This window comes from Rhizobium sp. CF122, from assembly GCF_000282035.1.
GTDB lineage: Bacteria > Pseudomonadota > Alphaproteobacteria > Rhizobiales > Rhizobiaceae > Rhizobium.
Map to the genome: position 1 here is coordinate 15,319 of NZ_AKKA01000082.1, position 22,478 is coordinate 37,796.

22 protein-coding genes are annotated in these 22,478 nt (G+C 60.8%); 8 read left to right on the forward strand and 14 right to left on the reverse strand.

Going from position 1 to position 22,478, the window contains the following annotated elements:
- Positions 1 to 48 precede the first annotated feature (48 nt).
- Positions 49 to 771, forward strand: coding sequence for a YoaK family protein (locus PMI09_RS20515; protein WP_007798955.1), 723 nt, complete (start codon positions 49 to 51; stop codon positions 769 to 771).
- Positions 772 to 824: 53 nt separating this feature from the next.
- Complete coding sequence (locus tag PMI09_RS20520; RefSeq protein ID WP_007798957.1) at positions 825 to 1,610, forward strand: YdcF family protein; 786 nt, start codon at positions 825 to 827, stop codon at positions 1,608 to 1,610.
- A 5-nt stretch (positions 1,611 to 1,615) separates the two neighbouring features.
- Here the strand turns inward: PMI09_RS20520 and PMI09_RS20525 are convergent, their stop codons facing one another.
- Entirely contained in the window at positions 1,616 to 2,098 is a 483-nt protein-coding gene (locus PMI09_RS20525) for a hypothetical protein (RefSeq protein ID WP_007798961.1), read from the reverse strand.
- A gap of 123 nt (positions 2,099 to 2,221) precedes the next feature.
- Between PMI09_RS20525 and PMI09_RS20530 the strand changes: the two genes are divergently transcribed.
- On the forward strand, positions 2,222 to 2,857 hold the full coding sequence (locus PMI09_RS20530) for a trimeric intracellular cation channel family protein (protein ID WP_007798963.1): 636 nt from the start codon (positions 2,222 to 2,224) through the stop codon (positions 2,855 to 2,857).
- Between the two features lies 1 nt (position 2,858).
- Here PMI09_RS20530 and irrA read toward each other — a convergent pair whose 3' ends face one another.
- Positions 2,859 to 3,278 (reverse strand): iron response transcriptional regulator IrrA, encoded by a 420-nt coding sequence (irrA, locus tag PMI09_RS20535; protein ID WP_007798965.1) that lies wholly within the window; start codon positions 3,276 to 3,278, stop codon positions 2,859 to 2,861.
- Between the two features lie 303 nt (positions 3,279 to 3,581).
- On the opposite strand from irrA, the gene fabA reads away from it, so the two are divergent.
- From fabA to fabI, 3 genes are read left to right on the forward strand one after another with little or no spacing between them, the layout of a single operon-like run.
- A complete protein-coding gene (gene fabA, locus PMI09_RS20540; protein ID WP_007798967.1) occupies positions 3,582 to 4,097 on the forward strand; it encodes a 3-hydroxyacyl-[acyl-carrier-protein] dehydratase FabA in 516 nt (171 codons plus the stop codon).
- Between the two features lie 58 nt (positions 4,098 to 4,155).
- On the forward strand, positions 4,156 to 5,379 hold the full coding sequence (gene fabB, locus PMI09_RS20545; protein ID WP_007798970.1) for a beta-ketoacyl-ACP synthase I: 1,224 nt from the start codon (positions 4,156 to 4,158) through the stop codon (positions 5,377 to 5,379).
- A 4-nt stretch (positions 5,380 to 5,383) separates the two neighbouring features.
- Positions 5,384 to 6,190 carry an enoyl-ACP reductase FabI gene (fabI, locus tag PMI09_RS20550; protein ID WP_007798971.1) on the forward strand — a complete coding sequence of 269 codons (807 nt, stop codon included), beginning with the start codon at positions 5,384 to 5,386 and terminating at the stop codon, positions 6,188 to 6,190.
- 53 nt (positions 6,191 to 6,243) lie between these two features.
- Here fabI and PMI09_RS20555 read toward each other — a convergent pair whose 3' ends face one another.
- The 11 genes from PMI09_RS20555 to rimP all read right to left on the reverse strand — a co-directional run bounded on the left by PMI09_RS20555 (position 6,244) and on the right by rimP (position 18,892).
- On the reverse strand, positions 6,244 to 6,651 hold the full coding sequence (locus tag PMI09_RS20555; RefSeq protein WP_007798973.1) for an ester cyclase: 408 nt from the start codon (positions 6,649 to 6,651) through the stop codon (positions 6,244 to 6,246).
- A gap of 70 nt (positions 6,652 to 6,721) precedes the next feature.
- Entirely contained in the window at positions 6,722 to 7,738 is a 1,017-nt protein-coding gene (locus PMI09_RS20560; protein ID WP_007798974.1) for a class I SAM-dependent methyltransferase, read from the reverse strand.
- A 75-nt stretch (positions 7,739 to 7,813) separates the two neighbouring features.
- Positions 7,814 to 9,955, reverse strand: coding sequence for a polyribonucleotide nucleotidyltransferase (pnp, locus tag PMI09_RS20565; protein WP_007798977.1), 2,142 nt, complete (start codon positions 9,953 to 9,955; stop codon positions 7,814 to 7,816).
- A 316-nt stretch (positions 9,956 to 10,271) separates the two neighbouring features.
- A complete protein-coding gene (rpsO, locus tag PMI09_RS20570) occupies positions 10,272 to 10,541 on the reverse strand; it encodes a 30S ribosomal protein S15 (protein ID WP_007528962.1) in 270 nt (89 codons plus the stop codon).
- 157 nt (positions 10,542 to 10,698) lie between these two features.
- Positions 10,699 to 11,550, reverse strand: coding sequence for an alpha/beta fold hydrolase (locus PMI09_RS20575; protein ID WP_007798979.1), 852 nt, complete (start codon positions 11,548 to 11,550; stop codon positions 10,699 to 10,701).
- A 128-nt stretch (positions 11,551 to 11,678) separates the two neighbouring features.
- Positions 11,679 to 12,611, reverse strand: a complete 933-nt coding sequence (truB, locus tag PMI09_RS20580; protein WP_007798982.1) for a tRNA pseudouridine(55) synthase TruB — start codon at positions 12,609 to 12,611, stop codon at positions 11,679 to 11,681.
- Positions 12,612 to 12,623: 12 nt separating this feature from the next.
- Positions 12,624 to 13,031: a 30S ribosome-binding factor RbfA gene (gene rbfA, locus PMI09_RS20585; protein ID WP_007798984.1), complete on the reverse strand. Its 408-nt coding sequence runs from the start codon at positions 13,029 to 13,031 to the stop codon at positions 12,624 to 12,626.
- A gap of 75 nt (positions 13,032 to 13,106) precedes the next feature.
- Positions 13,107 to 15,830, reverse strand: coding sequence for a translation initiation factor IF-2 (infB, locus tag PMI09_RS20590; protein ID WP_007798985.1), 2,724 nt, complete (start codon positions 15,828 to 15,830; stop codon positions 13,107 to 13,109).
- Between the two features lie 102 nt (positions 15,831 to 15,932).
- On the reverse strand, positions 15,933 to 16,622 hold the full coding sequence (locus PMI09_RS20595; protein ID WP_007798986.1) for an RNA-binding protein: 690 nt from the start codon (positions 16,620 to 16,622) through the stop codon (positions 15,933 to 15,935).
- A complete protein-coding gene (gene nusA, locus PMI09_RS20600) occupies positions 16,622 to 18,226 on the reverse strand; it encodes a transcription termination factor NusA (protein WP_007798988.1) in 1,605 nt (534 codons plus the stop codon). The genes PMI09_RS20595 and nusA overlap by 1 nt, the downstream gene beginning before the upstream one ends.
- A 60-nt stretch (positions 18,227 to 18,286) precedes the next feature.
- Positions 18,287 to 18,892: a ribosome maturation factor RimP gene (gene rimP / locus PMI09_RS20605; RefSeq protein WP_007798990.1), complete on the reverse strand. Its 606-nt coding sequence runs from the start codon at positions 18,890 to 18,892 to the stop codon at positions 18,287 to 18,289.
- Between the two features lie 226 nt (positions 18,893 to 19,118).
- On the opposite strand from rimP, the gene PMI09_RS20610 reads away from it, so the two are divergent.
- Entirely contained in the window at positions 19,119 to 20,750 is a 1,632-nt protein-coding gene (locus PMI09_RS20610; RefSeq protein ID WP_007798992.1) for an MFS transporter, read from the forward strand.
- Positions 20,751 to 20,758: 8 nt separating this feature from the next.
- Positions 20,759 to 21,214 carry a GNAT family N-acetyltransferase gene (locus PMI09_RS20615; protein WP_007798994.1) on the forward strand — a complete coding sequence of 152 codons (456 nt, stop codon included), beginning with the start codon at positions 20,759 to 20,761 and terminating at the stop codon, positions 21,212 to 21,214.
- A 2-nt stretch (positions 21,215 to 21,216) separates the two neighbouring features.
- Here the strand turns inward: PMI09_RS20615 and PMI09_RS20620 are convergent, their stop codons facing one another.
- Positions 21,217 to 22,470: a lytic murein transglycosylase gene (locus PMI09_RS20620; RefSeq protein WP_007798997.1), complete on the reverse strand. Its 1,254-nt coding sequence runs from the start codon at positions 22,468 to 22,470 to the stop codon at positions 21,217 to 21,219.
- Positions 22,471 to 22,478: the final 8 nt, after the last annotated feature.

Consider the following 22,478-nt stretch of genomic DNA (forward strand, 5'->3'; position numbering starts at 1 on the left):
CGGCTATGGTTTCCATGCCGACTTCCGGCGGACTGGAGCCTTGGTTCAATGACACGAGAAAGACGACGGCGGCTTATCCATACACGCAGAACGGCAACGGGCCTGACTCTTGCCGGCGCGATCTCCTTTCTGGCCGGTATGACCGATGCGACCGGCCTTGCACTGACGGGAGACTTCGTGTCGTTCATGACGGGAAACACGACCCGTGCTGCCCTGTCGCTCGGAAATGGGGATTTGCGTCATGCAGCCATTCTTCTCTCGGCGATCATGGTCTTCGTGCTTGGCAATGCCGTTGGCATCGTGATCGCACATTTCTCGGACCGGCGCACCTTCGCCGTGCTTTCATGCGTCAGCATCGCGCTGGCAACGGCCTCCCTCATGGCGGGCGCGAACCTGGCGATGCCGCGCTTTTATCTCATCGTTGCCTCCATGGGGATGGTGAACGCGGCCGTGGAGCAGATCGAAGGGCTGCCGATCGGGCTGACCTATGTGACAGGGGCACTTTCGCGTTTCGGACGCGGTCTCGGACGCTGGATCGTTGGCGACAGGCGATCGGATTGGACGATCCAGATCGTACCTTGGGTCGGCATGCTGGGTGGGGCTATCGTTGGGGCGCTGCTGACACATATCGCCGGGGCAGCGGCGCTCTGGCTGATTGCCGTTTTTGCGATGCTGGTTGCGCTCGCCACCCTTTTAATTCCGAAACGCACGCAACGCCGGTTCAACGCCGCGCCACGTTCGCCAGTGCATATGAAGTCACGGTCGCAATAAAACCCCATCGAATCAGATAGAGGGCACGCGGAAACCGCTAGAGGAAGGCATCCTTGTTTCTCTTTTCAAAGCTCGTCTGGGTGTTCGGGCAACCTTTGTCGCTCGCTTTTCTTTTCGTCGTGTTTGCCCTGGTAGGGGGTCTTTTCCGCTGGCGCGCGACAAGCCTCGTTTCCTCCGCGATTGCGGGCCTCATCCTGTTCGTCACGCTCTACACGACCGCCGGCAACTACCTTCTGCAGGGTCTGGAGGATCGGTTTGTTAAACCGCAGGATCCGGCAAATCTGCAGTGCATGATCGTGCTCGGCGGCGCTTTCGAGAACGAGGTGAACACCGCCCGCCACGGCATCGAGCTCAATGCCGGTGGCGATCGCTTCGTCGAGGCGCTGCGTCTGGCACAGAAATATCCGCAGGCGCGAATCTTGATTTCGGGCGGCGATGGATCGATCTCCGGAATCTATGAAGGCGACGCGGTGATTTCGGCGCGCTTCTTCCCGATGTTTGGTATCGGCGGGGAACGCCTGGTCGAAGAAACGACGTCGCGGACGACGTTCGAAAACGCCATGAACACCAAGGAACTCCTGGCGAGCCAAGGCCTTTCGAATTGCCTGCTGATCACCTCAGGCTATCATATGCCGCGGTCGGTCGGCATTTTCCGAAAGCTTGGTATCGACGTCGTGCCCTGGCCGACCGACTACCGGACCGACGGGCGGGAGAGCCTTAGCCTCGATTTCACACAGCCGAGCCGAAACGCTCAGAACCTGGCGACAGCAATCCGCGAATGGTTCGGGCTTGTCGGCTACTATCTTGCCGGCCGGACCTCAGAATTCTATCCCGGCTGAACGCGCTATTTCTTGGAGATCGTCACGAACTTGGTGCCGCGCACACGGGCCGTGACGATACAGGGCTCCTTCTCCTTGTCGACATCCGGGCGATCGCAGAAGCGCGGGTGCATTTTCATCGCCAGCACCATGTTGCCGAAGCGCTTCACGAAATCATAGCCGTAGATCTGGGCGGTCGCGATCATGAAATAGCCGCCCTCGGCGACCTGCAGATAGAAATTGTAGGTGCAGCCGTCGTCATTGCACTGCGGACCCTTCTCTCCGTCGCAAGTCAGCTCGCCCTCGTTGACGACGGCGTCTATCAGGCCGTCGTTGTTGATATCCTGGCGGATGACGTAGCCATCCGAAAACTCGGCCTTGGTGCACTGCTCCTGAAAGTGCTTCTTCTCATAGATCTCCGGGTCCGAGATAAGCGACTGTTGGGCGAAGGCCGCAACCGGGGCGGCGAGCAACGCGGCAATGTTCAGAGCGATCAGGAGCGTTTTCACGAGGGGCTTCTCTTTTGGTCGGATAAGGACGCTGTTGGCCGCGCAGTTTGCTTGATCCGCCTTGCGCCGCCCTTGCCGCCGTGATTCATTTCGCAAAGATACACGTCGGTTCTGGAGGACTGCATGCCGCTGTTCGTCTACGTGGATTATGCCGGCGTTGCGCTCTTTGCGGCAACAGGCGCGCTTGCGGCTTCGCGCAAGCAGCTCGACCTGATCGGCTTTCTCTTCTTTGCGATCGTTACCGGCACTGGCGGCGGCACGGTGCGCGACATTGTCCTTGGCCGCGTGCCGGTATTCTGGGTTCTGAACCCGACCTATGTCATCGTCTGCTGCGCCGTCGGCATCCTGGTGTTCTTTACCGCCCACCTTGTCGAGTCGCGCTATCGCTTGCTGATCTGGTTGGATGCCATCGGGCTCTCCGCCTATTGTGTGATGGGTGCGGCAAAGGGCCTCGCGGCCACCGGCTCGCCAACGATCGGCATCGTCACCGGAACACTGACGGCAACCTTCGGCGGGATCTTGCGCGATCTTCTGGCCAATGAGCCGTCAGTATTGTTGCGGCCGGAAATCTATATCACGGCAGCACTCGTCGGCGGCGGCCTGTTTACAGCTGCGAACGCGCTCGACCTACCGCTTTATGCAGCCTCCGCGGTCGGTGTCATCGGAGCCTTCTCCGTGCGCGGCGGCGCGCTGTATTTCGGCTGGACCTTCCCAACCTACAAAGCCAAGCCCGGCCGGCACCCTGATGATGTGATGTGAATCAGCGCCGCTTCTGGCGCAGGCGGATCACCACGTCGACATGCGCGATTTCGAGGCCTTCCGGCGGCTCCGGCAGATTGCCGATGGTCAGGTTGCTGACCGGAATATCGAGCACATCGTTTTCGCCTTCGATGAAGAAGTGGTGATGGTCGGAGACGTTGGTATCGAAGTAGGTCTTGGCGCTTTCGACCGCAAGAACCCGGATCATGCCGGCCTCGGTGAACTGGTGCAGCGTGTTGTAGACGGTCGCCAGTGACACCGGCACGCCCGCCTGCACAGCCTCCTCATGGAGTTCTTCAACCGTCAAATGCCGATCACCCTTAGCAAAGAGCAGGTCGCCGAGCGCGACGCGCTGGCGCGTCGGACGTAGGCCGGCGTGCCTCAGCCGTGCCTCAATGGTAAGCGGGGCCTCTGCCACCATCCAACGAACTCCGGTTAATCTAGCGTCAAGCAATCAGGTTTCATTAGCCATATAACTTTTGCGCAAAAGCGTTTCAATAGTTTCAATGGGGACAAAGAGTGCTAAAGCGCCGTAAAATCGGGCTTTTGACGCAATTAGTGCTGGCCGGGGGCTTGGCCTTCCTGTATGCGACCACCAAATAAGGCGCGCAGCCGGTCCTCCGAAGGTGGGTGAAGCTCAGTCATGCTTATGCTTCATTTTCTGCTGAAGTTGGACTAAACGTTCACATCCATCGGCATAGTTGCGGGGGGAATTAGAGTTTTCATGGCGACGAAACAATCCAGCTTCAACTACGAGGAAATTCTGGCCTGCGGCCGCGGCGAACTGTTCGGTCCGGGCAACGCGCAGCTTCCCCTCCCCCCGATGTTGATGGTTCATCGCATTACCGACATTTCCGAAACCGGTGGCACCTTCGACAAGGGCTACATTCGCGCTGAATACGACGTGAAGCCTGACGACTGGTATTTTCCCTGCCACTTCCAGGGCAACCCGATCATGCCGGGCTGCCTTGGCCTTGACGGCATGTGGCAGCTGACCGGCTTCTTCCTGGGCTGGCTGGGTGAGCCCGGGCGCGGCATGGCGCTTTCAACAGGCGAAGTGAAGTTCAAGGGCATGATCCGCCCGACAACGAAGCTCCTTGAGTACGGCATCGATTTCAAGCGCGTCATGCGCGGCCGCCTGGTTCTCGGCACCGCCGATGGCTGGCTGAAGGCCGACGGCGAAACCATCTACCAGGCCACCGACCTGCGCGTCGGCCTGTCCAAGGACAAAGAAGCCTGATTGCACCGGGCATGCATGTCCGGTTTCCAAGTTAGAAAAAACGAAAAGGTCGAAACACATGAGACGGGTAGTTGTCACAGGTCTGGGCGTTGTTTCCTCGATCGGCAATGATGCTGCCGAGGTCACTGCCTCGCTGCGCGATGCCAAGTCCGGCATTTCCTTCTCCAACGATTTTGCTGAACACGGCTTCAAATGCCAGGTATGGGGTCGCCCGACGCTGGATCCGACCGATCTGGTCGATCGCCGCGCCATGCGATTCCTGTCGCAGGGCGGCGCCTGGAACCATGTCGCCATGAAGCAGGCGATCGCGGATTCCGGTCTGGAAGAAGGCGATATCAGCAACAACGAACGCACCGGCATCATCATGGGCTCCGGCGGCCCGTCGACGCGCACGCTGATCGAAGCGGCCGACATCACCATCAAAAACAACAGTCCGAAGCGCATCGGTCCGTTTGCCGTGCCGAAGGCGATGTCCTCGACGGCATCGGCGACGCTTGCCACCTGGTTCAAGATCCATGGCGTCAACTACTCGATCTCGTCGGCCTGCTCGACCTCGGCGCACTGCATCGGCAACGCCGCGGAAATGATCCAGTGGGGCAAGCAGGACGTCATGTTCGCTGGCGGCCACGAAGACCTCGACTGGACGATGTCGAATCTCTTCGACGCCATGGGCGCCATGTCTTCCAAGTACAACGACACGCCTGATACGGCTTCGCGCGCCTATGATGTGAGCCGCGACGGCTTCGTCATTGCCGGCGGCGCGGGCGTCCTCGTCCTGGAAGAGCTAGAGCGTGCCAAGGCGCGTGGGGCGAAGATCTACGCCGAAATCGTCGGCTACGGCGCGACCTCCGACGGCTACGATATGGTCGCTCCGTCGGGTGAAGGCGCGATCCGCTGCATGCGCCAGGCGCTCGCGACCGTTAAGGGCGATGTCGACTATATCAATACGCACGGCACCTCGACCCCTGTTGGTGACAGCAAGGAGATCGGCGCGATCCGCGAAGTCTTCGGCGACAAGATTCCTCACATCCAGTCGACCAAGTCGCTGACGGGCCACTCGCTGGGCGCAGCGGGCGTGCAGGAATCGATCTACTCCTTGCTGATGATGCAGGCCGGCTTTATCGGCGAAAGCGCGCATATCACCGAGCTCGACCCGGAATTCGACGGCGTTCCGATTGTTCGCAAGCGCATCGACGATGCCAAGATCGACATCGCCCTTTCCAACTCTTTCGGCTTTGGCGGCACTAACGCCACGCTCGTCTTCCAGCGCTACAACGGATAATAGTATGACGGGAATTATGCAGGGTAAGCGCGGCCTCATTATGGGCGTCGCGAACAACCATTCCATCGCGTGGGGAATTTCGAAGGCTCTGGCAGCGCAGGGCGCCGAACTCGCCTTCACCTATCAAGGTGACGCTCTCGGCAAGCGGGTCAAGCCGCTGGCCGCTGAAGTCGGATCCGAATTCGTTCTGCCTTGCGACGTCGAGGACATCGCCTCTGTCGATGCCACCGTCGATGCTATCAAGGAGCGGTGGGGCAGCCTCGATTTCATCGTTCATGCCATCGGTTTCTCCGACAAAAGCGAGTTGAAGGGACTTTACGCGGACACGACACGCGACAACTTCAGCCGCACGATGGTGATATCCTGTTTCTCCTTCACGGAAATCGCCAAGCGCTGCGCACCGCTGATGAATGAAGGCGGTTCTATGTTGACGCTGACCTACAACGGCTCGACGCGCGTCATCCCGAACTACAATGTCATGGGCGTTGCGAAGGCCGCTCTCGAGGCGTCGGTGCGCTATCTGGCTGCGGACTACGGCCCGAGCGGCATCCGTGTCAACGCGATCTCCGCCGGCCCGATCCGGACGCTTGCCGGCGCCGGCATTTCCGATGCACGCGCGATCCTTTCGTGGAACCTGCGCAACTCGCCGCTGCGCAAGACGGTGACGATTGATCAGGTCGGCAATTCCGCCCTCTACCTGCTGTCCGACCTTTCCGCTGGCGTGACCGGCGAAATCCATTTCGTCGACGCCGGGTTCAACATCACCTCGATGCCGACGCTCGACGCGCTGCGCAGGGCAGACGTGGAATAAAGACGGAAAGCCGGGCTTGAGGACGAGCCCGGCTTTTCTTCAAAACCCATCCTCTAGGGATGCGTGACCTGCCGCAAGATAGCCGCAGTATCCCTGGCGCCCCAGCGGGTCGTAATCTTTCCGTTTTCGACGACGAACCATTCCATTGCAGTGACCTCGTAGCTTTTGCCGGTCGGGTCATGACCAACGAGACCACGAAAGAAGCCGGAATAGCGCCCGCTTTCCCTGAAGCGGACCACGACATTCCTTCCCTCGGCGGCGATATCGAGGATCTCGAGATCTGTATTCATACCCTCATGGAGCTCACGCCAGATGGGTTCGACGTCATCCAGGCCTCCATATCCCAAGACACCGTAAACCCGCGCATCGGCGGCAAACAGCTCTCGCAGTGCCGCCATGTCGAAGCGATTGAATGCCTCAACATACGCCCTCACGAGCGTCTTGTTGGCTTCCGTCTCCATGCCTCTTTCCCGTTGTCTCTCCATCTGCAGCAAGTCTGGCAGATCTCCCAAGGCTGCCCATGCGGACAGCTTACTTCTTCGCCCAAAGTACCTTGAAGCGGGCATTGCGGCACGTCTCGCCGCTTTCCTTAAAGTTCGCAGCCAGCACGGGCTCATAGGGCAAGCCCCGATTGGCAACCAGCAGCAGGCGGCCGCCGCCGCGCAGTGCAGACGCAGCCGTCTTTATCATCGCCTGACCGAGCGACGGCTCCGCCGCATGGCCCTCATGGAAGGGCGGGTTCATGATGATGAGGTCGTACTTGTCCTTGACCAGTTCGCCCGCCAGATCAAGCCAGAAGAAGCGTGCAGGCACATCGGGGCAGTTCTCCGCCAGATTTGCCTTGGCGGCCTCCAGAGCGGCGTGATTGGCTTCGTAGAGGTCGAGACGGCTGACACCGGGCGAGCGCTGCGCCAGTTCGACCGAGAGATAACCCCAACCGGCGCCGAAATCGGCGACATCGCCGGTGAAATCAGAAGGCAGGCGCGAGGCGAGCAGCTCGGATCCGTCATCGATGCGGTCGTGCGAGAACATGCCCGCCGCGGCCACGAAGCGACCGTCGACACGAACCGGCGGTTTGGCAAACTTGCCGACGATCTCACTGATATCGGCCGGCCGCGCGAACCACAGTGCGACGCCGTGATACTTCGGCATATGCTCGATCTCGAGGCCGAGGCTTTCCATCCGCTTGCGCAGCGACTGGATGCCATCCTCCTTGCCGCCGGCAATCACGATGAGGCCGTCGACCTTAACACGCTGAAGGGCAGCCGCGATATTCGCCTCGTTCTCGCCCCTATGCTTGTTGCACAGCACCAGAACGGCGTCGTAGCCCTCGCCTTCGATCTCAGGTGCGGTTTCGATGCGCTGGGCGAGCAATTGCCGGTAAAGTGGCCGAAGGCCCTGTACCGCGCTCAGCGAGGCGGCAAAGGCCTCCGGCAGCGCGAAGCCCGCCTCGGCACCGAGGAAAAGCACGTGCTCGCCCTCGCCAGGCGCCTCGACGGTACCGCTTACAAAGGGGTGGAACAGTGTCTTCAGCGTCTCGCTGCTCATGGATCTATCTCGTCCTCGAATACAAAAAGGGCGCGGAAATTACCCCGCGCCCATGACGTCTTGGGAAGGCGCAGCTTACTCGGCTGCAGCTTCTTCCTTCTTCTTGTCGGCAGGGATTTCCTGGCCGGTCGCCTGATCGACAACCTTCATCGACAGGCGGACCTTGCCCCGTTCGTCGAAGCCGAGAAGCTTGACCCAGACCTTCTGACCTTCCTTGACGACGTCCTGCGTCTTGGCAACACGCTCGGAAGCAAGCTGCGAGATGTGGACGAGGCCGTCGCGGGCGCCGAAGAAGTTGACGAACGCGCCGAAGTCGGCGGTCTTGACGACCGTGCCTTCGTAGATCTGGCCGACTTCCGGTTCTGCAACGATCGAGTGGATCCACTTGCGGGCCGCTTCGATTTCCTTGCCGGAAGAAGAGGCGATCTTGACCGTGCCGTCGTCTTCGATGTTGATCTTTGCGCCCGTCTTTTCAACGATTTCGCGGATGACCTTGCCGCCGGAGCCGATGACTTCACGGATCTTGTCGACCGGGATGTTCATGACTTCGATGCGCGGAGCGAATTCGCCGAGCTGGCCGCGGCTCTCGGTGATGGCCTTTGCCATTTCGCCGAGGATGTGGGCGCGACCGCCCTGAGCTTGGCCGAGAGCGACCTTCATGATCTCTTCGGTGATGCCGGCGATCTTGATGTCCATCTGCAGCGAAGTGATGCCGTCGGCCGTACCAGCGACCTTGAAGTCCATGTCGCCGAGGTGGTCTTCGTCACCGAGGATGTCGGAGAGGACCGCAAAGCGGTCGCCTTCGAGGATCAGGCCCATGGCAATACCGGCAACCGGCTTAGCGAGCGGAACGCCGGCGTCCATCAGAGCAAGCGAGGTGCCGCAGACGGTTGCCATCGAGGACGAGCCGTTCGACTCGGTGATCTCGGAAACGACACGCAGGGTGTAGGGGAATTGCTCAGCAGTCGGCAGCATCGGACGGATAGCGCGCCATGCGAGCTTGCCGTGGCCGATTTCGCGGCGGCCCGGGGAGCCCATGCGGCCGGTTTCGCCAACCGAGTAGGGAGGGAAGTTGTAATGGAGCAGGAAGCGCTCCTTGTACATGCCCGTGAGCGAGTCGACATACTGCTCGTCTTCGCCGGTGCCAAGCGTCGCAACGACGATCGCCTGTGTTTCACCGCGCGTGAAGAGCGCCGAGCCGTGGGTGCGCGGCAGGAGGCCGACTTCGGAGACGATCGGGCGAACGGTTTCGAGATCGCGACCGTCGATGCGGCTCTTGGTGTCGAGGATGTTCCAACGAACGATCTTTGCCTGCAGGTGCTTGAAGATCGCGCCGACTTCTTCGGCCGTGTACTTGGCTTCGCCTTCTTCCGGCAGGAAGTGCGCCTTGACCTTCGCCTTGACGGCGTCGACGGCAGCGTAGCGCTCAGCCTTCTGCGTGTTCTTGTAGGCGGTGCGAAGCTCGGCTTCGAAATGCTTCAGCATTTCGCCTTCGAGTTCGGAATAGTCTTCCGGCTGGAAGTCGCGCGGCTCCTTGGCGGCCACTTCGGCGAGCTTGATGATCGCGTCGAGAACCGGCTGGAAGCCGCGGTGGCCGAACATGACGGCGCCGAGCATGATTTCTTCGTTGAGTTCCTTGGCTTCGGATTCAACCATCAGAACAGCATCGTGCGTGCCAGCAACGACGAGGTCGAGGATCGACTCGTCCATCTCGTCGAGATGCGGGTTGAGGACGTATTCACCGTTGATGTAGCCGACGCGAGCGCCGCCGACCGGGCCCATGAAGGGGACTCCGGAGAGGGTCAAAGCTGCCGAGGCAGCAACCATCGACAGGATGTCCGGGTTGTTTTCCAGGTCATGCTGGATGACGGTGACGACGACCTGCGTGTCGTTCTTGTAGCCTTCCGGGAAGAGCGGGCGGATCGGGCGGTCGATGAGGCGGGAAACGAGGGTTTCGTTTTCGCTCGGACGGCCTTCGCGCTTGAAATAGCCGCCGGGGATCTTGCCGGCTGCGTAGGTCTTTTCCTGGTAGTTGACGGTCAGCGGGAAGAAGTCCTGGCCCGGCTTCGGCGCCTTGGCGGAGACAACCGTGGCGAGAACCACGGTTTCGCCGTAGGTCGCGAGAACGGCGCCATCAGCCTGGCGGGCGATCTTACCGGTTTCGAGCTTCAGCGGGCGGCCTGCCCACTCGATTTCCACACTATGAGTATCGAACATATGTCTTGTCCTTCAATGCAGGAACATGCACGTCGCCTTCCAAGGCACGGCGCACGGTCAACTGCAATCGGTGTGACGCATCATGGGCAAGACAACGGGAGGCTTTGCATCATCGATCTCCGAAGAGACCGGGCCAAAGCTTGTGAAGCTCTGGCCAAAAGCATCCGGCAATCCTGCCCCATGACAGGTCAACGGTTGGTTTGGCAGAACCGGCCCATCCGGGTCTGCCGGGCAGTCCGCCACGCGTGGCGGGATGGGGAAGTCTCCCCGAAAAAATCCGGCGGGCGTCCGAAAGAGGAGCGCCCGCCGAGAAGCCTTAGCGGCGGATACCCAGGCTGCCGATCAGCTTGGTATAGCGGCCTTCGTCCTTCTTCTTGAGATAGTCAAGAAGCGAGCGGCGGCTCGAAACCATCGTCAGCAGGCCACGGCGGGAATGGTTATCCTTCTTGTGACCCTTGAAGTGTTCCGTGAGGTTGTTGATACGCTCGGTCAGGATGGCAACCTGAACTTCCGGAGAACCGGTGTCGCCTTCGAACGTTGCGTATTCCTTGATGAGAGCCGTCTTGCGCTCAGCAGTAATCGACATCGGATGTTCCTTTCTATGAGAGGAGATTAGGTCGCCAAAAGCCGGGATGTCGTCCAGCTTCGGCCGCGAATGCATCCGGGCAGAGCCCGATTGCTGGCGCTGCGTATAAACCAAATGCGCTGCAATGGAAAGAGGCATGCCGCAGATGGCCGATTCGTCACCGGCCGGCCATCGCCTCGCGTATCATTGCGTTGTACCCCTCGGGATCCTGCAGCATGGCGAAGTGGCTCGCGTCTTTGAGGACGACCAGATTCGACCCTGGAATCTGTTTGGCCATCATCTCGGTGTGGTCAAGCTTGACAGCCTCGTCATGATCCCCAATCGCCAGAGTGACGGGTACTTTGATCTTGCCGAGGTCATCGGCAGTCCACGACGGCTGGCTCGCCCACATCGCCGAGATCTGGGTGACGAAAGCATCGTAATCGTTCGGCGTCGGCGAGAGCTTCTTGTAAGCCTCGCCGGCCGTATTGATGTAGTCGCTGAAGGTCTTATTGGTCATAACGTCGGGCTTCACGCCATCGGTCGTCACGTTCGCAGCCTGCGCAATCACGCGCGTCAACTTCTCCGGATTCTTCATCGCCATATCGATCCCGATGATGCCGCCATCCGACCATCCGACCAGTGTCACCTTGTCGAGCTTCAGGTATTCGAGCAAAGCGACATAATCTGAGGTCATCAGATCATAGCCGAACGGCTGCCCGTTGCGCGTCGAACGACCGTGTCCGCGACTGTCGGCCACGATCACGCGATGATCCTTCGCAAACTCAGCCACCTGATAGCCCCAGACATCGGCGCTACCGAGCCCGCCGTGAATGAACAGGATCGGATCACCCTCGCCGTATTCGGCATAATACATCTTGATGTCGTTGGCGGGGGCCATGCCACTCGTCTTTGCAGTGGGCATTGCCGGAAAGGCTGGCAACGTCGCCCAGCGCTCCGCAGCGTAAGCGTTGGCGGCCATCAAAACCGCTGCGAAGAACATCAGGATGCCGGCTGCAAGTCTGCGCATGACTGTCTCCCTGATCTGAAGGACCCTTGGCCCAGATCAGGGAAACATATCCCAATGGCGAAAGTTGACAATTGCTATCTGTGGTTTGGTCGGCCTGCAGCGGGCCAAAACCGGAGGTTTATAAAACCTCAGCCGAAGACGCGCTTCGGACGGAACTCGCCCTGGCCGATCTCGCCGATCGCGATCAGCTTGCCACGGGACGTGGCGTAGGCTTCGCTTTCGGCAACCGGCGCGTCGCGACCACGCACGAGGATCGGATTACCCATCTTCAACCGATGCGCTTGGTCGTCATTGACAACAAGATGCGGCAGCGAGGAAAGCGCTTCGCTGGTATCGATCAGCAGAGCATCCAGGGCAGCAAGCCGCTCATCCGTGTCTTCGATCGCCTCAAGCGCGACGAGATCGGCGAGCGGTACCATGGTCTCTTCGGCAAAGGGCGCAACGAAGCTGCGGCGCAGACCTGATATATGACCATAACAGCCGAGTTCACGACCAAAATCGCGCGCCAGCGCGCGTACATAGGTACCCTTGCCGCATTCGACTTCGAAATGCGCGGTATTGGCATCCTGGCAGGACAACAGCGTCAGACGGAAAACCTCGACCTCGCGCGAGGGGATCTCCACGGCTTCACCATCGCGCGCCAGATCGTAGGCACGCTCGCCGGCAATCTTGATGGCAGAAAACTGCGGCGGAACCTGGCTGATGACGCCGGTATACTTGGGCAGGAGGTCGCGGATCTGCTGTTCGCTCGGGCGCTTGTCGGAACTCTCCGTCACATCGCCCTCGAGATCGTCGGTTGCGCGCTCCTCGCCCCAGGTCACGGTGAACTCATAGATCTTGCGACCGTCCATCACGTAGGGAACAGTCTTCGTCGCATCGCCAAGGGCGATCGGCAGCATGCCCGAGGCCAGCGGATCGAGCGTACCGGCGTGACCGCACTTCTGCGCCTTGAACAGCCACTTGATCTTGGAAACGGCTTCAGTTGAGCCGAAATCGACCGGCTTATCAAGGATCAGCCAACCCGAGACCGGGCGGCCTTTCGGTTTACGTGGTTTGGACATCAGTCTCTTCTACTATTCGTCTTCAGTATCGTGATCGAGGTCGCGGCTCACCTCTGGCGAGCGCAACAATTCGTCGATCTTCTTATAATTGTCGAAGCTCGTATCGTCACGGAAGCGAACTTCCGGCATGTATTTCATCTGCCGCAGCTGCGGGCCGAGCCGGCCGCGGATGAACTTCGCATTGCGGTTCAGCGCACCAATTACCGCATCATGATCCGTCACGCCGAGCGGCGTCACATAGGCCGTCGCGATCTTCAGGTCGGGCGACATGCGGACTTCCGAGATTGAAATGACGGTCTTCTCGATCACGTCATCGCGCACTTCGCCGCGCTGCAGAACCTGCGTGATAGCGGCGCGAACCTGCTCGCCGACGCGCAGCATGCGCTGCGAAGGTGCGGAGGTTGTTGGTCTTGTTGCCATTTTTCTTTGCCTCAAAAGGTTCGGGCGCCGGCCTCACATGATCCGGCGCCCGTCCAAATTTCCAATATCACACGATCAGAGCGTACGGGTGATGTGCTCGACGCGGAAGCACTCGATCGTGTCACCGGCGCGGATGTCTTCGTAGTTCTCGAAAGCCATACCGCATTCCTGGCCGGAATGCACTTCCGAGACTTCGTCCTTGAAGCGCTTGAGCGTCTTGAGCTTGCCTTCGTGGATGACGACGTTGTCGCGGATGAGGCGGACGCCGACGCCACGCTCGACCTTGCCTTCGGTAACGCGGCAACCCGCGACCTTGCCGACCTTCGTGATGTTGAACACCTCGAGGATCTCGGCATTGCCGAGGAAGGTTTCGCGGCGCTCCGGCGAAAGCAGACCCGACATCGCCGCCTTCACGTCATCAACGAGGTCGTAGATGATGTTGTAGTAGCGGATTTCGATGCCCTGGCGCTCTGCCAGCGTGCGAGCCTGCACGTTTGCGCGGACGTTGAAGCCGATGATCGCGGCGCCTGATGCCTCGGCAAGCGAGATATCCGATTCCGTGACCCCGCCGACGGCGGAGTGAACGATGCGGGCGCGAACTTCGTCCGTGCCCAGCTTTTCGAGAGCACCGGCGATCGCTTCGATCGAACCCTGCACGTCGCCCTTGATGACCAGCGGGAACTCCTTGACGCCGGCGGACTGCAGCTGCGTCATCATCTGTTCCAGCGAGCCACGCTGGCCCGAATGGCGGGCCGCGGCCTTGTCGCGGGCGAGACGTTGGCGGTATTCCGAGATCTCGCGGGCGCGGCCTTCGTTTTCGACGACGGCGAACTTGTCACCGGCCTGCGGCGTACCGGAAAGGCCGAGCACCTCGACCGGCATGGCCGGCGGGGCTTCCTTGACGTGTTCGCCCTTGTCGGTGACGAGCGCGCGAACACGGCCCCAGACATCGCCAGCGACGATGATCTGGCCCGGCCTCAACGTACCGTTCTGGACAAGAACCGTGGCGACCGAACCGCGGCCGCGGTCGAGCTGGGCTTCGATGACCGTACCTTCCGCCGTGCGGTTCGGATTGGCCTTGAGATCGAGGATTTCGGACTGCAGCAGGATGGCTTCCAGCAGCTTGTCGAGGTTCAAGCCCGTCTTGGCCGAAACTTCGACATCGAGAACTTCACCGCCCATCGATTCCACGAAGACTTCGTGCTGTAGGAGCTGCGTACGCACCTTCTGCGGATCGGCGCTCGGCTTGTCGACCTTGTTGATCGCCACGATGATCGGAACACCGGCCGCCTTGGCGTGGTTGATCGATTCAATCGTCTGCGGCATGACACTGTCGTCAGCTGCAACGACCAGGATCGCAATGTCGGTCGCCTGCGCACCGCGGGCACGCATTGCCGTGAAGGCGGCGTGGCCGGGGGTGTCGATGAAGGTAATCTTCTGACCGTTCTGTTCGACCTGATAGGCGCCGATATGCTGCGTGATACCACCGGCTTCGCCGGCAACCACGTTGGCATGACGGATAGCGTCGAGCAGCGAGGTCTTGCCGTGGTCGACGTGGCCCATGATGGTGACGACCGGCGGACGCGAAACGCGATCGCCTTCCTGGTCGGCAACATTGAAGATGCCGAGTTCGACGTCGGATTCGGAGACGCGCTTGACGGTGTGGCCGAATTCGCCGGCAATGAGTTCAGCAAGGTCGGCGTCGATGACGTCGCCCGGCTTCATCATCTGGCCTTCCTTCATCAGGTACTTGATGACGTCGACGGCACGTTCGGACATGCGCTGCGACAGTTCCTGAATGGTGATGGTCTCCGGCAGGATGACTTCGCGAACAACCTTTTCGCGGGTTTCCTGCATCTGGCTGCGGCGGAATTTTTCCTGGCGGCGGCGCATGGCCGAGAGCGAACGGCCGCGTGCGCTGCCGTCATCGTCAACACCCGCGGTGCTGATCGTCAGCTTGCCGCGACGACGCTCCTCGTCGGTCTTCGGACGGGTCGTTACGGGCTTGGCCGGTTCGGGACGAACGACGCGGCCACGAGCCGGTGCACCACGTGGTGCACCGCGGTCATCATCTTCGCTTTCGCGACGACCACGAGCGGCGGCCGGTGCAGGGGCGCCGGCCGGAGAAGGCCTTGCCGGAGCCGCGGCTGGCGCAGCATCAGGCCGGCGCGCGACCGGGACCGATGGCTGAACGCGCGGCGTTTCCGTACGTGCTTCGACCGCAGCCGGAGCAGGAGCAGGAGCAATAGCAGCTTCGGCAGCGCGCAGGGCCTCTTCGGCAGCGCGGCGCTTGGCCTCTTCCGCTTCCGCGGCCTGGCGTGCAGCATCTTCGGCGGCGCGACGTTTTTCTTCCTCGGCGCGGCGGACCGCATCCTCGGCATCGCGAACCTGCGCCATGGCAAGTGCGCGACGGCGTGCATCCATTTCTTCCGGCGAAAGATGATTCAATACCACCGGACGCGGACGATCCTGCTGGCGCGGCGGCTGCGAAGACGGCTGCTGCGGACGTGACTGCTGGCCACCCGACGGATGAATACGCGGCTGCGGCGCCTGCGGTGCGCGCGGCTGGTGCGTGCTCGGAGCAGCTTCGGTGCGAGCCGGGGCGGAGCCTACGGGCGTGATCGGGCGTTCGTCTTCCGGACGCATCGGACGCCGCTTGCGGGTCTCGACAACGACCGCCTTGGTGCGACCGCGGCCCATGTCCTGGCGCACGGTGCCCTGGCTCATTCCCGACGGCTTCAGGGTCAGAGTTTTCTTGCCCGGTCCGTTCAGTGTCTTGTCGTCATTGCTATCGGTCATTCGTTCCCGTTCCTTCGGACAGGGAGCGATGACGTCATCAGACCCTGTCGTTCAAATACTGTCGATCAATGATGTAGCAGCCGGCCGATGCCGGTGACCGTATCATTGTTTTTGCCGGCCAGCGCCGCCCGGTGCCCGGGACTGACCGCCACTACGGTACTGTTCGAGCATCTTTGCGCGCTTCACTACACCCTCACCCGCCTGCCCTGCAAGCACTGCAGCATGGATAAAAGTGTTCTGGCCCATCACCCCTTCCATTTCGTCCTCCGAGAAGAGACGGAAGGAAGGTATTTCTTCCTCGGTTTCCATTCCGAGATGCCAAGCCTTGCGAGCCTGGTCTATTTTTCTCACGCCATCCTCGGCGGCATTCGTTGCGTGGAACACGGCGATCGCGGCTCCACTCCTGACTGCGGCATCCACTTTCGCGGAGCCTGTGACGAACTGGCCCGCCTTGCGAGCCATGTTCATCATCTGCATCAATTGCTGCCCGAGCAGCGTCTCGACGGTTTCGCCGAGATCGGCTGCCGCCTTCACATCCGCCTTTAAAGCGCGGGCGAAGAGCTTCTTCGCCACCGCCTTGTCGACCAGCGAACGGTCGACTTTGACCCAACAGCCGCGTCCCGGAAGCTGGCGCTTCAGGTCGGCGACGACAGTCCCATCGGGAGCTGCGACGAAGCGGATCAGCTCATCCGGCGATCCGCTTTCGCGCGTCACGATGCACATGCGACCATTCACGTCATATCCTGCAAGATCGTCGTCCTCAGGAGAAACGGTCGGCTCACGCGCGGACATTATACTTCCTGCTCGGCCTCGGGAGCTTCTTCAGCTTCCGCGTCCTTGGCGAGGTCTTCTTCGGTGATCCAGCCTGCCGCAAGGCGAGCCTGAACGACCATCTGTTCGGCCTCGACGCGCGAAACGTCGAATTTGGAGAACAGGCCTTCGAACTTCTTGGTCTCACCGTTCTTGCGTTCGCTCCAGCCGACGAGATCATCAGCGGCGCAGCCGGCAAAGTCCTCGATCGTCTTGATGCCGTCTTCGCCGAGCGCGACCATCATCTGGGCGGTCATGCCGTCGATCTGGCGCAGCTCGTCGGAAACGCCGAGCGCCTTGCGCTTTTCGTCCATTTCGGCTTCCAGGCGCTCGAGGTATTCGCGGGCGCGCGTCTGGATTTCCTGTGCCGTGTCTTCGTCGAAACCGTCGATCGAAGCAATTTCGTCAAGGTCGACGTAGGCAAGCTCTTCGACGGCCGCAAAGCCTTCCGACGCCAGAACCTGGCCGACCATTTCGTCAACGTCGAGCGAATCCATGAACAGGTTGGTGCGCTCGTTGAATTCCTTCTGACGGCGCTCGGACTCTTCGGCTTCCGTCATGATGTCGATGTCCCAGCCGGTCAACTGCGAGGCCAGGCGAACGTTCTGGCCGCGGCGGCCGATGGCCAGCGACAGCTGTTCGTCCGGAACCACGACTTCGATGCGCTCTGCATCTTCGTCGAGAACGACCTTGGCGACTTCGGCCGGCTGCAGGGCATTGACGACGAAGGTTGCCGGATCCTGCGACCACGGAATAATGTCGATCTTTTCGCCCTGAAGCTCGCCAACGACGGCCTGAACGCGCGAGCCGCGCATACCGACGCAGGCGCCAACCGGATCGATCGACGAGTCGTTGGAGATCACGGCGATCTTGGCGCGCGAACCCGGATCGCGGGCGACCGATTTCACCTGGATGATGCCATCGTAGATTTCCGGCACTTCCATGGTGAAGAGCTTGACCATGAACTGCGGATGCGTGCGCGACAGGAAGATCTGCGGGCCGCGCTGCTCTCTGCGAACATCATATACGTACGCACGGACGCGATCGCCATAGCGGACGTTTTCGCGCGGGATCATTTCGTCGCGGCGGATGATGCCTTCGCCACGGCCGAGGTCGACGATGACGTTGCCGTACTCGACGCGCTTGACTGTGCCGTTGACGATCTCGCCGACGCGATCCTTGAATTCGTCGAACTGGCGATCACGCTCGGCTTCGCGAACCTTCTGGACGATCACCTGCTTGGCGGACTGGGCAGCGATCCGGCCGAAATCCATCGGCGGCAGCGGATCGGCAATGAAATCGCCAAGGGCAGCATCCGGGTTGCGGTCGCGGGCCAGCTCGAGCGGGATCTGGGTCGAATAGTCCTCGGCCTTGTCGACAACTTCCAGCAGACGCTGAAGGCGGATTTCACCGGTCTTCGGGTTGATGTCGGCGCGGATGTTGGACTCGGTGCCGTAGCGGGAGCGCGCTGCCTTCTGGATCGCGTCTGCCATTGCGGCAAGCACGATCTCGCGGTCGATGACCTTTTCGCGCGCCACTGCATCTGCGATCTGCAGGAGTTCGAGCCGGTTCGCACTGACTGCCATGTCTTTTCTCTCCGTCTAGGCGTCCCGGGTTCCCGTCCCTGGAGCCACAAGTTGATCGGTTTATTCTTCGTCTTCCGCTTCGTTCTGGTTCGCGGCCTCTGCCTTCGCCAGCTTGTCGGCGCGCAGTGAATCACGGATCAGATCGTCGGTCAGAATGAGCTTCGCATCGCTGAGCGCGGTGAAGGGGATAACAACCTTCTGCTCTTCGCCATAGGCAACCTGGTCACGCTCGAGCGTGAAACTATCCGCATCGCTCTCCACGATCTTGCCGCGGAAGCGCTTGCGGTTGCCGATCATGATCGACGTTTCGCACTTCAAAAGGTGTCCCTGCCAGCGGGTGAAATCCGATTTCCGCACCAGCGGACGATCGATACCCGGCGAAGACACCTCGAGATGATACTCCCGATCGATCGGATCTTCCACATCCAGCACCGGAGAAATGGCCATCGAGACCGCCTCGCAGTCCTCCACAGTCATCGTTCCGTCGTTGCGCTCGGCCATGATCTGTAGGGTGGCGCCGTTCTGGTTGAGCATCCGCACGCGGGTCAGGCGAAACCCGATATCCACCAATACGGGCTCTATAATGTCGGCAAGACGCTGGTCGAGACCGGTCTCGGTGATCAACCGCGGCTCAAATTCATTGTCTGCTTTCGTCGGATCCGACAAGCGATGCGCTCCTCGCAATTTCATGCATTGTGGATGATCGCAGTAATAAAAAAGAGCGGGTCCTTGCGGCCCACTCTTCATCAAAACGATCAAGATTTGAGAGCCATATAGGCCGATTTTTCCAGAATTGCAAGCTCCGTCGCCAACCTTCCGGATGCGCCCCGGCGCTAGCCAGAGGCATCTTTCGCCATATATTGGCTTTGAGGGACCGGCATCGGGAGGGATCGTGCCTTACACTTCGTCAACACTGGCGCCGTTGCGGCACGAAACCTACCGGACGATCTGGTTTGCAAGCCTTGCCTCGAATTTCGGGGGATTGATACAGGCGGTCGGCGCCGCCTGGATGATGACGACCATCACGGCATCCGAGAATATGGTCGCGCTGGTTCAGACGTCGACAGCGCTGCCGATCATGCTCTTCTCTCTCGTGTCGGGTGCCCTTGCCGACAGCTTCGACCGGCGCCGCGTCATGCTGACGGCGCAATACTTCATGCTCGCGGTTTCTGCGCTACTCACCGTCTTAGCCTACCTCGGCTGGCTTTCGCCGTGGCTGCTCCTTTTCTTCACGTTTCTGATCGGATGCGGTACGGCGCTGAACAATCCGTCGTGGCAAGCGTCCGTCGGCGACATGGTGCCGCGCGCCGACCTGCCGGGCGCAGTCACGTTGAACAGCGTCGGCTTCAACATCACTCGCAGCGTCGGCCCCGCGATCGGCGGCGTCATCGTCGCCGCAGCCGGCGCGGCAGCGGCCTTTGCCGTCAACACCCTGAGCTACTTCGCGCTGATTTACGCGCTGATGGGCTGGAAGCCGAGCCTGCCGGCCTCCACCCTCCCGAGGGAGACGCTGGGCAGCGCGGTGTTTGCGGGTCTTCGCTATGTGGCGATGTCACCCAACCTGCAAAAGGTGCTCCTGCGTGGCCTGATCTTCGGGATCAGCGCCAGCTCGATTCTCGCCCTGCTGCCGATCGTGGCGATCAACCTCGTTGTCGGCGGGCCGCTGACCTACGGTCTCATGCTCGGCTCTTTCGGCATCGGCGCAATCGGCGGCGCGATGCTGAATGATCGGCTGCGCGAACGCTTTTCGAGCGAGACGATCGTGCGGATTTCCTTCGCAGGCTTTGCGCTGAGCGCCGCGATCGCCGCCTTCAGTGCGATTGCCGTCCTGACCTGTGCCGGACTGATGATATCGGGCGCGTGCTGGGTATTGGCGCTGTCGCTGTTCAATACGATTGTGCAGCTGTCGACGCCGCGCTGGGTCGTCGGTCGCGCCTTGTCGCTTTATCAGACGGTGACCTTTGGCGGCATTGCCGGCGGCAGCTGGCTCTGGGGCGTGGCCGCCGATCGCTATGGTGTCTCCGACGCCTTGCTGGTCTCCGCCGTTGTCATGCTCTTCGGCATCGTAGTCGGGCTGCGCTTTGCCATGCCGGCCTTCGCCTCGCTCAATCTCGATCCGCTGAACCGCTTCACGGAGCCGGCGCTCGGCCTTGATATTACGCCGCGCAGCGGCCCGATCGTCGTCCAGATCGATTATGAAATCGCGGATGCGGATGTTCGCGAATTTCTGGCGCTAATGGGCGAGCGGCGGCGCATACGCATTCGCGATGGCGCCCGCAACTGGGCGCTGATGCGCGATCTCGAAAAGCCGGGCCGATGGACGGAGACCTATCACACGCCGACCTGGGTCGAATACATCAGGCACAATCAGCGCCGCACGCAGGCTGATGCGGAAAACATCGAAGGGCTGCGGGCGCTCCACCGCGGCGAGCAACTGCCGCAGGTGCACCGGCTGATCGAGCGCCAAGCCATTCCACCCAATGATGACGTCTTCTACAAGGCGCCGATCGATCTGCACCATTGAGGCAAGACATGTATTCCTTCCGCCCTGCCCGTCATTCCGATCTGACTGATATCATCGGCCTGCTTTCAGATGACGATCTCGGAGCCACGCGCGAAATTGTCTCGGATCCACCAGATGCCAGGTATGTTGCCGCACTCAAGGCAATCGAATCCGATGCCAACCAACTGCTCGCCGTCGCGGCGGATCAGCATGATCGCGTAATCGGCTGCTTGCAGTTGACGTTCATTCCCGGCCTGTCGCGGACAGGTATGTGGCGCGGGCAGATCGAAAGCGTGCGGATTGCCAGAGATGCACGCGGCTTAGGCCTCGGCTCCGATTTCATCGAATGGGCTATGGCGCGCTGCGCCGAGCGCGGCTGCGGTCTAGTACAATTGACCTGCGACAAATCACGGACGGATTCGATCCGGTTCTATGAGAAGCTGGGGTTTGTCGCGAGCCACGAAGGCCTGAAGCGCAACCTATAGACTTACTTCAACTTGCCGATCATCGACGCCTCCGGATAGCAGGTCGGCTTCATGCCGTTCTTTTCCTGCCACTGGCCGATGGACCGACGCGTCTTGTAGCCGGGCAGCCCGTCAGAGCCGCCGACATCGTACCCCTTTTTCTCCAACGCCTTCTGCATGGCTGCGACGTCGGAGCGCAGCATCCTGCCGACATCACCCCACGGCCCCTGAAAGGCGCCGGAACCGTACGCAATCCGATCCGCGAGGTTGCCTATATAGAGCGCGTAGAGGTCGGAGTTGTTGTATTCCTTGATCACGTAGAAGTTCGGCGTAACGACGAATTCCGGCCCGTCGCGGCCGGCCGGAACGAGCATCATGCCGGACGCCTTGCCTTCGTCGGAAGGGAAGGCATTGCCTGATATGCGCTCGATACCGAGCGAGGCCCAGTGCGAGACGGGCTTGGCGAGATCCGGCCCCTCCTGCGCGCAGGAAACCTGAGCGGGAATCGTTACTTCATAGCCCCAGCCACGGCCGCGCTGCCACCCCTTCTGGACGAGGAAATTGGCGATCGAGGCAAGCGTGTCGGGCACCGAGGTCCAGATATTGGGATGGCCGTCGCCGTCGAAATCGACGGCATACTTCAGATAGCTGGTCGGCATGAACTGCGGTTGGCCGAGCGCGCCGGCCGATGATCCTTTGAATTCAGCTGGCGTCGCATCACCGCGATCGATGATGTGCAGGGCGGCGAGCAGTTCAGTGCGGAACATTTCCTTGCGCGTCGACATGAAGGCCTTCGTCGCCAGCACCTCAATCGCAGAGTTCGGGATCTTGGCGGCCCCGAAGCCTGTTTCACGCCCCCAGACGGCCAACACGATCGAACCGGGAACTCCGTGGGTTCTTTCAATCTTCTTCAGCGTCGAGGCATATTGCGAGGCAAAACTACGACCGGTAGCGGCCAGCCGCTTCAGCCGATCCTCGTTGAAATACGGTGCCGGGGAAGAAAATTCGGCCTGCGTCTGCTTCTGCTGCTTCGGCGGCGGGAAGCCGGGAGGAGCGAGATCGGTGAGGCCCCAATTCAGTTCGACGCCCGCAAAGGCTGCGCGAAACGCCTTCTCGGAAATTCCATTCTTCTGCGCCTCCGGCCAAAGATCGGTCTGCACCCATCTTTCAAACTGCGCCTCGACATCGGCTTTGGATGCAGAGAGCGCCGGCGAGCACAGCAGCGGCAGCAGCGCCGCCGTTGCGATCAAAAGGCGGCCGAAAATGCGCTTGTTCATGCTTCCCC